The sequence below is a fragment of the Flavobacterium sp. genome (genome assembly GCF_046296355.1).
Classification (GTDB): Bacteria; Bacteroidota; Bacteroidia; order Flavobacteriales; family Flavobacteriaceae; genus Flavobacterium.
Genome location: NZ_JBKBLM010000033.1, coordinates 1 through 15379 on the forward strand (window position 1 = coordinate 1; position 15379 = coordinate 15379).

General features: G+C 35.2%; 11 protein-coding genes. 10 read left to right on the forward strand and 1 reads right to left on the reverse strand.

Annotated features, from left to right (window positions below):
* Nucleotides 1-200 precede the first annotated feature (200 nt).
* The gene (locus tag ACK4HO_RS11300) at nucleotides 201-731 is read left to right on the forward strand and encodes an RNA polymerase sigma factor (RefSeq protein ID WP_409665877.1); all 531 of its coding nucleotides are present in this window, start codon (nucleotides 201-203) and stop codon (nucleotides 729-731) included.
* Complete coding sequence (locus ACK4HO_RS11305; protein ID WP_409665879.1) at nucleotides 731-1513, forward strand: anti-sigma factor domain-containing protein; 783 nt, start codon at nucleotides 731-733, stop codon at nucleotides 1511-1513. Before ACK4HO_RS11300 ends, ACK4HO_RS11305 begins: the two co-directional genes overlap by 1 nt.
* A gap of 95 nt (nucleotides 1514-1608) precedes the next feature.
* On the opposite strand, the gene ccsA is transcribed toward ACK4HO_RS11305, so the two are convergent.
* Entirely contained in the window at nucleotides 1609-4812 is a 3204-nt protein-coding gene (ccsA, locus tag ACK4HO_RS11310; RefSeq protein ID WP_409665881.1) for a cytochrome c biogenesis protein CcsA, read from the reverse strand.
* A 200-nt stretch (nucleotides 4813-5012) separates the two neighbouring features.
* Between ccsA and ACK4HO_RS11315 the strand changes: the two genes are divergently transcribed.
* The 8 genes from ACK4HO_RS11315 (at nucleotide 5013) to ACK4HO_RS11350 (ending at nucleotide 15327) form a co-directional block, all read left to right on the forward strand.
* Nucleotides 5013-5630 (forward strand): response regulator, encoded by a 618-nt coding sequence (locus tag ACK4HO_RS11315; protein WP_409665883.1) that lies wholly within the window; start codon nucleotides 5013-5015, stop codon nucleotides 5628-5630.
* A gap of 1 nt (nucleotide 5631) precedes the next feature.
* Nucleotides 5632-8604, forward strand: coding sequence for a two-component regulator propeller domain-containing protein (locus tag ACK4HO_RS11320; protein ID WP_409665885.1), 2973 nt, complete (start codon nucleotides 5632-5634; stop codon nucleotides 8602-8604).
* An 80-nt stretch (nucleotides 8605-8684) separates the two neighbouring features.
* Nucleotides 8685-11900 carry a tail fiber domain-containing protein gene (locus ACK4HO_RS11325; RefSeq protein WP_409665887.1) on the forward strand — a complete coding sequence of 1072 codons (3216 nt, stop codon included), beginning with the start codon at nucleotides 8685-8687 and terminating at the stop codon, nucleotides 11898-11900.
* 62 nt (nucleotides 11901-11962) lie between these two features.
* Nucleotides 11963-12724, forward strand: coding sequence for a Rossmann-like and DUF2520 domain-containing protein (locus ACK4HO_RS11330; protein WP_409665888.1), 762 nt, complete (start codon nucleotides 11963-11965; stop codon nucleotides 12722-12724).
* The gene (locus ACK4HO_RS11335) at nucleotides 12708-13235 is read left to right on the forward strand and encodes a KdsC family phosphatase (RefSeq protein WP_409665890.1); all 528 of its coding nucleotides are present in this window, start codon (nucleotides 12708-12710) and stop codon (nucleotides 13233-13235) included. Before ACK4HO_RS11330 ends, ACK4HO_RS11335 begins: the two co-directional genes overlap by 17 nt.
* A 55-nt stretch (nucleotides 13236-13290) precedes the next feature.
* A complete protein-coding gene (locus ACK4HO_RS11340) occupies nucleotides 13291-14217 on the forward strand; it encodes a geranylgeranylglycerol-phosphate geranylgeranyltransferase (protein ID WP_409665892.1) in 927 nt (308 codons plus the stop codon).
* Entirely contained in the window at nucleotides 14210-14791 is a 582-nt protein-coding gene (locus ACK4HO_RS11345; protein WP_409665894.1) for a Maf-like protein, read from the forward strand. Before ACK4HO_RS11340 ends, ACK4HO_RS11345 begins: the two co-directional genes overlap by 8 nt.
* A 5-nt stretch (nucleotides 14792-14796) precedes the next feature.
* Nucleotides 14797-15327 carry a mechanosensitive ion channel domain-containing protein gene (locus tag ACK4HO_RS11350; RefSeq protein WP_409665896.1) on the forward strand — a complete coding sequence of 177 codons (531 nt, stop codon included), beginning with the start codon at nucleotides 14797-14799 and terminating at the stop codon, nucleotides 15325-15327.
* Nucleotides 15328-15379 lie beyond the last annotated feature (52 nt).

Below are 15379 nucleotides of genomic sequence, written 5' to 3' on the forward strand. Positions count from 1 at the left end.
CAACAAACATGATAGAAATTTGATTTCTACCACAAAACAAAAAACCTAAACAAAAATCATAGCGGATTTTTCCCTAAATACATTTACGAAAATGTGGCCGATTAGGTTCATTGTATTGGTTGATTTATAGCATATTATTTTAAAACATTAGTAATGTAAAATAAGTTTCGTTATTTTTACGTTTGTAAAAAAAATTAGGTATGACACAAGAAGAATTATTACCCTTGCTTCTGAGGAAGGAAGAAAAAGCTTTTACGATACTGTATGACATGTATTCTAAAAGTCTTTTCAGCATTATAACCAATTTGATTAAAGATCGTGAAGAAGCCGAAGATGTGCTTCAAGAAGTGTTTGTTAAGATTTGGAAAAATATAGAAACTTACAATCAAAGTAAAGGAAGATTGTACACTTGGATGCTCAACATCACTCGGAATACTTCTATTGATAAACTGCGTTCTAAAGGTTTTAACAATAGCCAAAAAAACCTGTCTTCTGATAATTTCGTACATCTGTTGGATGATAGTAACAAACTAACCAATAGGATTGATACCATCGGAATTTTAGATTTTGTCAAAAAACTAAAACCAAAGTGTATCCAAATTATCGACCTGCTTTTTTTTAAAGGCTACACCCAACAAGAAGCTTCTGAAGAATTAGAAATCCCTTTGGGAACTGTTAAGACCCAAAATCGAATGTGTATGAACGACCTACGTAAATTTTTAAATGTATAATGGAAACTAAAGACTATATAGAATCAGGCATATTAGAACTCTATGTGTATGGTTTGCTTACCGAATCTGAGAATGATGAAGTAAATGCTATGGCGAATAAAAACCCCGAAGTTAAAGCCGAAATCCTCTCAATAGAAAAGGCGATCATCAATCTTTCCAGCAGCTTCTCTCCTTTTATTTCGCATAGCCAATTTGAGAAAATCAAAGCGCAACTCGAACTGAAACACGGAAGAGTGGTTGATTTCAAATCGAGAAGCAATACTGCGACTTACATTGGTTGGGCCGCTTCAGTAGCATTACTAATTGGTATCGGATTTCAATATTCGAAATTAAATGAAAGCAATACTCAAATTGAAACTATCAAAGTAGAGAAAAATAAATTACAGGAAACGGTTGTTGGTTTAGAATTGAAAAATAAAGAAACCACCACCGTTTTAAATGTGATTAGAGATACCAAAACATCGGTTATTCAATTGGGCGGACAAGCCATTGACCCAACGGCATCAGCCAAAGTATATTGGAACAAAGAACAACAAGTGGTTTATGTAGATGCCTCAGGCTTACCTGAACCACCGGAAGGAATGGTGTACCAAGTTTGGGCTTTGAAACTCGAGCCTTTAACGCCAACAAGCGTTGGTTTACTCGAAAACTTCACTGCTGACAATTCTATCTTTAAGGTTGAAAACAATGCCGGAGCCGAAGCTTTCGGAATCACGTTGGAACCGGCTGGCGGAAGCAAATCGCCAACGTTGGAGAAATTGTATACTTTAGGGAAAGTATAGTTTAGCTTTTTAAGGTGATACAAAAAAAATTCACCGCAGATTCGCCGATTTTTAATTTGCGAATTTGCGGTGATTTATTTTAATCTTAATTGAACTTATTTCTTTTTGTAATGTTTTCGATAACTCGGGTAAGCTAATGCACCCATTAAAGACATACCGCCTAAAGTCATCCAAATCCAACTTAAAGATTTGGCTTCGCCACTCGCATAGGAATGCAAACCAACTAAGTGGAAATTCACGCCATAATAAGTAAACAAAATCGATACAAAAGCATACATCGCCATTAAGTTAAACAACCAATTATTGCGTAAAGCTGGAACAAAACGAGCGTGAATCACAAAAGCATAAACCATAATACTGATTAAAGCCCAAGTTTCTTTTGGATCCCAACCCCAATATCTTCCCCAACTTTCATTGGCCCATTGTCCGCCAAGGAAATTCCCGATAGTCAACATGACCAATCCGACAGTCAAAGCCATTTCATTGATATAAGTGATTTCTTTGAGATTGAGTTCCATTTTGGTTTTGTTCTCTTTGGTGGTCAATAAAATCAACAACAAAGAAACAAATCCTAATATGGCGCCCAAAGCAAACGGGCCATAACTCGCTACGATTACCGCTACGTGTATCATCAACCAATAAGAATTCAAAACCGGTTGTAAATTGGCTATTTCAGGATCAATCCAATTGGCATAGGCTGCAGCCAATATCATTGCCGTTACAAAAGCTGAAGCCGCAACAGTTAACTTTGAACTGCTTTTGATATAAAACAATCTAAAAAAAGTGTCCATAACTGCCGCATCGGAAATTGGAGAATGTTTTCCAATCTTCAAATCGAAAGCCAAACCAAAGAACATGGCGGCCCAAGCTACATATATAATTGCTTCATAAGCATTACTCCAAGGCGCATGACCCGAAATATACCAACGAGCAATCAAGCCTAAAGTGTGTAGCAGGAATAATAAACCAATGGCAACATGACTGATATTTATGGCAATTCTCAACCACTTTCTATCTTTAAAAATTTGAATAATGGTAAACAAAAACATCAAGGCTGCAGCAGTCAAATACCAATAAGGTAACTTTTGGAATACATTGTATTTGTTGTATAAAATCTCGTAGTCTACTTTCTTTTCAGAAGGCATTATGGCTTTTCCGAATTTCTTTTGATAAGTGGCTATGCCATTTAACATCGTATTAGCCATCGTGTAATCTTTCGATTTTGTTGCCAATGTCAATGCTTCCAGATAATAAGGAAATGCTCCTTTTATGGTATCTAAAACTGTTCCGGTAGCATGACTGATTTCTAAATTGGAAACCCATTTGTTGTTTTTGTCTTTCGGTACCGGATAAATCCTTAAAATACTGCCAAATAAGGCGCTGTTCATCAAATTGATTTTCTTATCGGTTTCGACAAAATCTTTTTCAAACTGATTAGGATTAGCGGTTTTATAAGCTTCTTCTAAATAAGGTGACAGTTTGTAATTTCCTTTTTCATCAAAAAACTTTTTGAACGGAATCAACTTTTCACCGGCATTCACGCCTAATATTTTTCGAATACTATCGTTTCCGGTTTTGACATAAACAATTGGTACTTCTATCCATGCAAAAGGGAATTGCTTCATAGACAAGAATACTTGGTCGGAATTCATGCCGTTAAATTCATTGCTGTGGCTCACTTTTCGCAACAATTCAGAAGCAAAAGTATTGATAGGTTTCATTCTTCCGCCGGCATCTTGAATAATCAATCGACCAAATTGTGCCGCTTGTTTTTCAGGAACTTTGTAATGTAAAATAGAATCCAGAAAGTTTATTTTGTTTGTCGGAGCTTGATGTGCGTGGTCTTGTGCAAAACTATTGAAGGAACACAACAATACTAAAACGGTTATTAATTTGGCTTTCTTTCTTTTCACGGCATCCAGCTTTCTTTTTAAATCAGCGAAACGTGTATTTTTTACAAATAAGATAGCCATCATACAGAAAAACAATAAAAAGTAACCAATATAAGTAATTGTCGTTCCCCAAAAATCGTGGTTTACTGAAAGTACGGTTCCTTTTTCATCCGGATCAAAATTGGCTTGAAAGAATCTAAAACCTTTGTAGTCTAAAATGTGGTTCATATAAATGTGCGCATCCTCCTTTTTGGAACCATCTAAAACAGTGACTTTACTTTCAAAGGAAGAATAACTTTTTTCAGTTCCGGGATATTTTGCAGCGATAAAATCATTAAGCTTTAAACTAAATGGCAAATCATATACTTTACTTCCATAGCTTAAGGTGAATTCTAATTGGCCCAATTTAAAAGACTTTGGTTCGCCTTGCTTGCCTTTCGAACCAACAAGCGTTACCACTTCTTCTTTCCCTCCGGTTTTAATTTTAAGAGTAAGCGCATCTTCACCGTTTTTGGCTTTAAAATCACCACTTGATTTGAATGACTTCACGCCTTTTTTAGGCAATTCCGGAATTACAAATTGACTTCCGCCCATGTTGTATAGCGAACGATACATCAATGGTTCTACCACATCTTTAGTCACTTTGCCTTGCATTTTATCTGCCATTCGCATGAACTGTCCGTCAAATGGTGAGTTGATAGTATTGGTCTTGGTATCAATATTAATCGCACCTTTCGTTGGTTTGTCTAAAGCAAATAAAACGTTGTGGATATTTTGAACTTCACCCGCTTTAAGCATGTGTTCATGACGCGTTCCGTCGCCTGATTCGACTAACTTCAAATAAGTATCGCCTTTCGGATCTTCTTTAATAATTTCTTTGGCATCGAGAACAAAATCTTGGTATTCAATTTCAAACGGAATTTTGTCAAATTTCTCATCAATTGAAAAATGGTTGTTGGTTACCGGAGAGAGTAACATTGGCTTTTCTATAATTCTTCTCATCATATCTCCGTCATGCATACCATCAACAAAAACTGTTAAATAACATTTGTCTGAATACACTTGTTTTGAACTTTCGCCTTCGCGAATAGGCATCATTCCTTCATAACTTATGTATCTCGTAATGAAAGCGCCGACTATGATGAAAATCCAAGACAAATGCAGTAAAAGTGTCGCCCATTTTTCTTTTTTGTACAATTGGTAACGTTTGATGTTTCCGATGAAATTGATCATAAAAAACAACATAATACCTTCAAACCACCAAGCGTTATAAACTAAAATTCGGGCAGTATCCGTGTTATATTTGCTTTCAATAAAGGTTCCGGCTGCCATTGCTATAGCAAAACCAATAAATAAAACAGCCATTAAACGTGAAGAGAATAAAAAAGAGTATAATTTTTTTTCCATGAGTTGGAATTATTTTTTTAAAAAAGTCGTACAAAAATAACGTAAATAAATAGATTTCAACTGTATTTGTTTTGGGTTTTAAGACTTTTTTATGAGTTGTTTTTAAGGCAGTGGTTAATTATTTTTTACAAATAAATCACCCTTAAGTATCATTGCTAAATCAAAAAATGTAGCTTTACTTTGTTATTCAAACTTTTAGTATGATAACTATTTGCATCATAGAGGATATTGAAGAAATTCAAAAAGGACTTAAATCTATTATTGAAGCTGATTTTCGTTTTAAACAGCTTGGGTGTTTTACAACGGCAGAAAGCGCTATTGCAGAATTGCCTTTATTAACTCCTGATATTGTAATTGCCGATATCAACCTACCAGGTAAAAGTGGGATCGATTGTGTACAAGAAATTAAAAGAATAAACGCCAAAATACAGTTCATTATGTTTACCATTTATGAAGATAACGATCAGGTATTTGAAGCGTTAAAAGCAGGAGCCTCGGGTTATATTTTGAAAAACACGGCTCCAGACAAAATCATAGAATCGGTAATAGAACTATATGAAGGCGGCAGCCCAATGTCTCCTAAAATTGCTCGTAAAGTATTGAATACCTTTTCACAAACGAAAACATCGGTTGATGAATTAATTTCAAAACGGGAAAAAGAAGTCTTAGAATTATTGAGTAAGGGCTATTTGTACAAAGAAATTGCCGACAAACTCAATATTACCCTTAGTACCGTAAAAAGACATTTGAATCACATTTACCAAAAACTGCAAGTGCAAAACAAAACCGAAGCCATCAACAAAATGTTAGGTCGTTAATATGATTAGAAAAATTTCCTTCATATGGTTGTTTCTATATTTTACGTTAACTGTAAAAGCGCAATCAAATGAATTTATCTTTAAAAACTACGACACCCAAGATGGTTTGTGTGACAACAATATTAATTCCATTATAGAAGATAATAAAGGCTTTATTTGGATTGGCACCAGAGAAGGATTGAGTCGGTTTGACGGTGCTGAGTTTCATAATTTTTATTTCACATCCAACGACGGAAACACTGGAAATTTTACTTCTTTACACCAATGGGATACCAATAAAATTTTACTGTTAGACAATCTTAAATTGGCCGTTCTAAATACTTCTGATTATACACTTCTGCCGGTTACATCTTTTAAAAACCAAAAGATTATCGGGATAATAAAACTCAGTGCTGACCGTTACGCTTTAAATGCCATTGACCATTTTATTATCATTGATCATCAACTGAATCGTGTAGGTGAAATTAAAGTCAAGGGAGAAATTTACAATCACATCTTTATTAGAAAATTAGAGACTAACCGTTACTTGGTAGGCAATTGTTATGATTATTACGAATATAATTTAACCACCGCAAAGCTTACTCCATTTCCCATAAACATGCGTAAATACCAAAACAACAACTTTGGGCATTTTGAATTAAGATTTATTGATGAAAAAGAACAAAAAATTTACATTGTAGATTATTTTAGCGGACTTTACATTTTCGATTACAAAGGCAATTTGCTAAACAAATTCCAAAATACAGTTGATGAATTATCGTCTACCAATTTCATCGCTTTTATAAAAGACCACGAAAATGCCATGTGGATTGGTACTCACAAAGGAATCAACAGATTGAAAAATGATAAAATAGAAATCATAAAACACCTCGAGGAGAATGATTTGTCGCTCAAAAGTGATTTGGTCACCACTTTTTTATTGGACAAAAACAACAATATGTGGGTTGGAACCAACCAAGGGCTAAGTGTTTATAAAAGCAAACAGAATTCCAAAATAGGAAGCCTTCCTATAACCCGTACCAATGAAGTAAACATCAATACAATCGCTTTTACAGGAACCGAATTGTATGCCGGAAATTATCTTGATAAAATCTACAAAGTCAACACTAAAACCAAAACAATTGAGGTTTTAAAAAACGAGACAGGTGTTTGGGGTGTTTATAATTACGATAACAAACTTTACATTTCTGGAGCTAATAAAAACAATGAAGTTTGGTTATTTGATCCAAATACTAATCAGTTTTCAAAAACGGTAACTTTAAAAAAAGAATTTCCCACCACCGATATTATTACTTTGGTTTACCAACATTCGAATGGTGATTTTTGGTACAGTGGCAATGCCGGTGGCGGATTTATAAAACAATTGGCCAATAGCGGTAAAATGATTTCCTATTATAAGGACCGAAACGGAAAACCAATGTTTGCGTCATCCTACTATTCAAATGTTTGTGAGGATGCCGATAAAAATCTGTGGTTTGGGATGAATCGTTCCAATTTACTGCTGCAGTGGAATTACAAAACGAATACTTTTAAAGAAATTGATTTCAACGATTTTAAAGAAACCAAAAACTATTTTTTCGGTGGCATCACGAGTTTAAAAAAAGACCGAAAAAATTTTCTTTGGATTTCTTTTGAAGGCGGCGGTATCATTAAATACAATCCACGCAACAACACTATAAAAAACTATAATTTTGCCAATGGATTAAACAGTAATTACATCAATGATATTGAATTTGATAACCAAGAAAGGCTTTGGATGCTTACTAACAAAGGTGTTGGATGTTTAGACACCAAAACAAATACCTTTTACCCTATGGACATTTGGGATGGTTTTACAGACCAACCGGCTAACTATAATGTCTTAAAAATGGATACCCGTCAGAACATGATGTGGATTGGTGCAAAAGCAAAACTGTATTATTTCAATCCGGATATCGTTTTGAAGAGCAAAAAAGTTTCTACTAAAATATACTTAGAATACTTGAAGGTAAATCAAAACAATGCCGATATCAGCCAACACGCTTTTGATTTTAAACCCAATGAAAACAATGTTGAACTTCGCTTGGTGGCCGTAGATATTGAAACCGGCAAAAATTTGGAATACAGTTATCAATTAAAAGGATTGAGTCCACAATGGCAGAACTTGGAATCCAATCGCACCATTTTTTTCCAAAAACTCAAAGCCGGACATTACACCTTCAACGCCCGAGTAAGAACCAAAGGCAGTAAAGAATGGATTTATTTGGCTAAACCATATTCGTTTAGTATTGCCAATTATTGGTACCAAACTTGGTGGTTTATATTGCTTTCGGGAATATTGTTTGTACTGCTCATTTGGTTTGTAATTTCATTCAACTTCAAAAAGAAATTAGAGAAACAAAAAGCCGTCGAGGAAGAACGCAACCGAATTGCCGCCGACATGCACGATGATTTAGGTAGCGGCTTGACCAAAATTACCTATTTGAGTCAAATGGCGTTGCAAAAGGAAAACAACAAAGAACTTTTATCCAATATTAAAAATACTTCTACCGAATTGGTAGAAAGCATGAGCGAAATCATTTGGGCAATGAAAGAAGAGAACAACACTTGGGAAGAATTGTTGTCCTACATCAAATTATATGCTCAGGATTATGGACAAAACAATAATCTTAAAGTGCGTTTTATCATTCCAGAAGGCGAAATGAACTTTAAAATTATAGGTGAAGTCAGAAGACATATCTTTTTGTCTGTCAAAGAATGTTTGCACAATATTGTCAAACATGCCGAAGCCCAAAATGTCACCATTAGTATTGAGAAAAAAACAACAGTCAACATCACCATTCAAGATGACGGAAAAGGAATTACTTTAAATTCTGAGAAACACATTGGTGGTAACGGTTTAAAAAACATCCACAAAAGAATGGAGAAAATCAATGCCGAATTTACCATGGTCAATGAAAAAGGCACTACAATCCTATTTAAAATTCCCTATTAAAATCAACCGAAAGGTTGATTGAACTGCATTTAAGGAAGCTATACCTTCGTAAAGTAACACATTACTTTACTACGGTAGTTATGAAAAAATTCTATGCACTGATTTTATACCTTGTTTGCCTCAATGCTGTCTATTCCCAAGTTGGGATTGGAACAACCACACCCAACGCTGTTTTGGACATCAAATCGAGTAACCAATCCAATCCAAATAACAACGATGGAATTTTAATTCCAAAAATCGATACATTTCCTTCCACTAATCCAACTGTTACTCAAAACGGAATGATGGTTTTTTTAACTACGACTTCAGGTAGTAATGAACCCGGATTTTATTATTGGGACAATACTACAGTTTTATGGAAACCCGTTAGCGGTACCAAAGGTTGGGGATTAACCGGAAATTCAGGAACAAACGCAACAAATAATTTCATTGGTACAACGGATAATGTTGATTTAGTCTTTAAACGAGGCAATACTTTTTCAGGGTTATTATCATTAAACAATATTGCTTTCGGACCATTCGCCTTGCTCTCAAATACCGGCTTGTTGAATAGTGCTTTTGGTTCTTTTGCTCTTAACAATAATACTACTGGAACTAATAACAGTGCTATAGGTATACTTTCAATGAGGAGTAATACAACAGGCTCATACAATACAAGTCTTGGCAATAGTAGCTTGTTTTCTAACTCAACAGGGAATAACAATAATGCTATAGGTTATCAATCACTTTACAGTAACACTCTTGGTTCCAACAATGACGCTTTTGGATATTTTGCATTAAGAAATAACACCTTGGGAAGTGAAAATGTAGCCATTGGAAATTATGCCCTTGAAAATAATACTATTGGGAGTAATAATACTGCTGTTGGAGCCAGAAGCCTATCATCAAATACAACCGGCCTTTACAATACTGCCATTGGAAATTACGCCCTTCGATTGAATACCATCGGAAGCAACAATTCGGCAATGGGCCATAACACTTTGATGAATAACACTACCGGTTATCAAAACACCGGATTTGGAGATTCCTCGCTTAGTGCCAATACAACCGGATTTTACAACACTGCAGGCGGCTATTTCTCTTTGTACAGCAATACTACCGGTAGTTTTAATACAGGTTTTGGTGTAGAAACCCTAAAATCTATTACAACCGGACAATACAACACTGGAATCGGAGCCTATTCGTTAAACAATGCCATAGTTAGTTCCGGAAATACAGCTGTAGGCTATGCCTCTTTAAGAAACGGAACATCTTTAACAAACAACACAGCGGTTGGTTTTCAAGCCTTATCAAATGCTAATAATGCCAATAACAATACTGCTGTGGGAGCTACTACTCTTTTTTTAAACACTTCGGGCAGTCAAAATACAGCTATTGGATTTGAAGCGTTGAAAAATAATACTACCGGGAATAATAATACGTCAACCGGTTATGGAACTTTGACTATTAATACAACCGGATCTAATAATGTTGCCACTGGGTATAGCAGTTTATTTAATAATACCATTGGGGCTGGCAACGTGGCTAATGGATATCAGGCATTAATTTCGAATACTACAGGCAATGAAAATGTAGCCGTAGGTTATAATACTTTAATAAACAATACTGTAGGTATACGCAATACTGCTATAGGTGCCAATACACTCAATTTGAATACCGCAAGCGAAAATATTGCCATAGGATATAATGCGTTAAACAAGAATACAACAGCTACAGAAAACACGGCCATTGGCGTAAGTGCTCTTTTTAACAATACCGGTCTCTCCAATGTGGCTTTAGGGTATCAAACATTGTACACTAATACAACCGGAAGTAGTAATTTAGGCATTGGCAACCGAACGCTTTACTCCAACACCATTGGAAGCAACAACATTGGTCTAGGAAGTTTTTCTTTGTATAGTAATATCAATGGAGGAGAAAATACTGCTGTTGGTATTGGTTCTCTTACTTCTAATAGTTCAGGCAGTGCTAATACAGCGGTTGGATATTATTCATTTAGATTCAACACCACAGGTACTGACAATGTAGGTGTTGGAAAAGAATCTCTTTATAACAATACAATAGGTATAAACAATGTCGCCAGCGGGAATTATGCCATGCGAAGTAATACAAGCGGTTCATACAATTCAGCCTATGGCACGAATTCGCTATATAACAATACTACTGGAAATAACAATAGTGCTTTTGGTTATATTGCAATGTATAATAATACTTCTGGGATTGGAAACTCGGCTTTCGGAAGTTATTCGCTAACCGGGAATTCTGCCGGAAGTTATAATTCCGCCTTTGGTCATTATGCTTTGAATCTGAATTCAAGTGGAAGTTACAATTCAGCCTTTGGCTATTACAGTTTGAGTTTGAATATCAACGGAAATTACAACTCAGCCTATGGTTATTACAGTTTAGGATTGAATACTACAGGAAGTTTTAACAACGCTAATGGCTATTTTTCGTTATACAACAATACCACTGGCGGAAGCAATAATGGCTTTGGTTACCAAACTTTAAATAACAACACTACCGGCAGTAACAACAGCGCCTTCGGTACCAATACCCTTTTTCTGAACTCAACCGGAACCCAAAATACTGCTACCGGAAATTACGCTTTGTTTGCTAATCAAAACGGTTACAACAATACTGCTTCAGGTTTTACATCGCTTTATTCAAATTCAACGGGATTTAACAATACCGCCTTTGGAGTCAATGCGCTTTACAGCAATACTTCCGGTTTTGAAAACACAGCTGTCGGGATTAATGCTTTAACAGCAAACACAACCGGAAGTTACAATACCGCTATAGGAAAAGGCGCTTTGAATAATGTAACAACAGGTTCCAACAACCTAGGTTTGGGTGATAATGCTGTTGTGCCTAGTGCGACAGGAAATGACCAAATTCGTTTGGGAAATATATTTATCGGATATTTAGGGTGTCAAGTAGGTTTATCTATTACATCAGACAAACGTTGGAAAAGTGACATTATACCGGCTGATTTGGGTTTGGATTTTATTAAAAAACTCAATCCTGTTTCTTATTTCCGTACCAATGATAAATTAAAAAAACTCGAATATGGCTTTATTGCTCAGGAAGTGGAACAAACTTTAACTCTTTTTGGAGTCACCAATTCGGGGATTTTAACCAAAGACGATGAAGGCTTTTACAGTCTGCGTTATAATGATTTAATAGCGCCAATGGCCAAAGCCATTCAGGAACAACAAAAAATCATAGTGTCACAGGAAGCAAAAATACAATCTTTGGAAGAACGCCTTAAAGCATTAGAAGAAAAAATAAACAAATAGTTATCTTATTTGCTTAAAGGTAACATTTGCTTGTTTTCCTCATTTTTTACTACTTTTACGGAATGATATCAGTCAGTATAATTGGTTCCGGAAATGTTGCGCATCACTTGATTGCGGCTTTTAAAAAAGCTTCTGAAATTGAGTTAGTTCAAGTGTTGAGTCGACAAAAAAGCAGTCTGACACACCTACTCGATTCCGATAAAATTATTACTGATTATGTTAATCTTCTCCCGGTTGATTTAATCATAATTGCCGTTAGTGACGATGCTATTGATGCCGTTTCGAGTCAAATTCCTTTCCAAAATCAATTGGTGGTTCACACTTCCGGAAGTGTAAATATAGACGCTTTAAATGATAAGAATCGTAAAGGTGTATTTTATCCGTTGCAAACCTTCTCTAAATCAAAAGCAGTCGATTTTAAAATTATTCCGATTTGTTTGGAAGCCCAAAGTGAAAGTGATTACAAAATGCTTGAAACCGTTGCAAAATCAATCTCTGAGGTTATTTACCAAGTCAATTCCGAACAAAGAAAAGCTTTGCATGTAGCGGCCGTTTTTGTCTCAAATTTTGTCAATCATATGTACCAAATGGGGAACGAAATTTGTACCGAGAACAACTTGTCTTTCGACATCTTAAAAACTTTAATTCAAGAAACGGCTAATAAAATTTTGACGCTTTCACCCCAAGAAGCACAAACCGGTCCGGCCAAAAGAAACGATACACAAACCATCAATAGTCATCTGTCATTTTTAACCGATGAAAACCAAAAAGAAATCTATAAATTGCTAACCAAATCAATAATTGACCATGGGAAAAAGTTATAAACAAATCATGAATGACATCACTACATTTATACTGGATGTAGACGGTGTTTTAACCGACAGTTCGGTTCATGTGACACCAACGGGTGAAATGTTGAGAATTATGAATATCAGAGATGGTTTTGCCATGAAAGCTGCTGTGGAAAGTGGTTATAATGTATGCATCATTTCCGGTGGAAACAATGAAGGCGTTCGCATTCGACTGAAAAATCTAGGCATAACCGACATTCACTTGGCTTCGCCAGATAAAGTAGCTACTTTTAAAGAATACATCGAATTATACAACATCAAACCCGAACAGGTTTTATACATGGGCGATGATATACCCGATTTTCATGTGATGCAATTGGTTGGTTTACCAACTTGTCCGCAAGATGCCAGTCCGGAAATTAAAGCCATTTCCAAATACATTTCGCATAAAAACGGTGGCAAAGGCGCGGTTCGTGAAGTCATTGAACAAGTCATGAAAGCCCAAGACAAATGGCATATGTATTATAACGGAAAGCACGATTGATATCAGAAGGCAGAATTAAGAACGCAGATTTCAGATTTATAAAACTACAAACCAAATGAATTTTTTAAGATTAATTAGATACCAAAACCTACTCCTACTCGCTTTTATGCAATTAATTTTCAGATACGGATTTCTGAAAAACGAACCTATATATTTGTTTCTAAATGATTTTCAGTACGGATTATTGGTTTTGTCGACAGTGATGATTGCCGCTGCAGGCTACATCATCAACGACATTATGGACCAGGAAACAGACAGCGAAAACAAACCTTTTAATATGGTCATAGGCAAAGGTATTTCGGAAGCTATGGGTTATAACCTATATTTTGCGTTGAATGTCACCGGAGTCGGGATTGGTTTTTATTTGTCCAATACTATCCAGAAACCCACTTTTGCAGGGATTTTCATTATCATCGTTACCCTGTTGTATTTGTATGCAACAACTTTTAAAAGAATGTTGTTGATTGGAAATATCATCGTAGCGCTTCTTTTAGGAATTAGTATTTTAATTATAGGCGTATATGATTTACTGCCACTGACTTTTGAGAACAATCAGAAAGAAATGGGCGTGTATTTTTCATTGCTTTTAGACTATGCTTTGTTTGCTTTTGTTATTAATTTTATCCGAGAAATTGTTAAAGACATGGAGGATGTAAATGGTGATTATAATCAAGGAATGAATACTTTACCTATTGCAATTGGCGTTAGCAGAACTGCTAAAGTAGTTTTCGGACTCGGGATTGCAGCAACACTTATTTTACTTTGGTACATCAACACTTATTTGATGGAAAACAAATTGTACTATGCCGTGATTTACGCCTTGCTGTTTGTGGTTGGGCCAATGATTTTCTTTGTAATTAAAATTTGGAATGCCAAGTCTAAAAAGAATTTCCATTTGTTAAGTTCGATGTTAAAGTGGGTTATTTTCTTCGGAATATTGTCTATTTTAGTGATTAATTTGAACATCAAAAACAATGCTTAATTCACTAAATAAAAACTACAAAATCATCTTAGCTTCCGGTTCGCCGAGAAGACAACAGTTTTTAAAAGAGTTAGCCGTTGATTTTGAAATCAGACTAAAAGAGATAGAAGAAATTTATCCCGAAAATCTTCAAGGGGTTGAGATTACCAATTTCTTAGCCATCCTAAAAGCCAATGCTTTTGAAGGTGAAATAGCCGAGAATCAGATTTTAATCACAAGTGATACCATTGTTTGGTTCGAGAATAAAGCCTTGGGCAAACCCAAAGATTATGATGATGCTTTTGAGATGTTGAAATCCATGTCGGGCAAGACACATGAAGTAATTACTTCGGTTTGTTTCAAAACTATAGACAAAACTGAAACTATTTTTGAAGTGACCAAAGTGACTTTTAATAAGCTTTCAGACGAAGCCATTCAGTATTATTTAGACCATTATAAACCCTTTGACAAAGCCGGCGCTTATGGCATCCAAGAATGGATTGGGCTTGTAGGTATAGCTAAAATAGAAGGTTCTTATACTAATGTTGTTGGATTACCAACGGATAAAGTCTATGCTTATCTAACTAATTTATAAATTTTATGAATTTTTTTGATTACTATTTTAATGAACAAATTGCTACAGGATTAGTAATTATCGTTGTGATTCTTTTGCGAATAATTGTAACCAAAGCGGTAAAAAGGTATTCAAGATCGCATACAGGTATTGAAAAAAGAACCAACTTAGTCATCAAGTACATTCATTTGTTGATTAGTATTTTGGCTGTCATCTCACTCATTGTAATTTGGGGTGTACAAAAAAATGATATCCTCATCACTTTATCGTCTATCGCAACAGTAGTTGGCGTAGCCATGTTTGCCCAATGGTCAATCCTAAGCAATATTACTTCCGGAATCATTTTATTCTTCTCTTTTCCCTTTAAAATTGGTGACATTATCAAAGTTCACGATAAAGATTTTCCTTTTGAAGGCGAAATTATAGACATCAATGCTTTCCACACCGATTTAATTACCAAAGACGGCGAACTTATGGTTTATCCTAATAACTTACTGCTACAGAAAGGGATTTCCATAATCAAACCCAAGTTTGAAGACAAAGAGTTCACCGATTAGATTTTAATTTTATAAATCTTATCAAAAATCATATAACATACTTAGCATACAA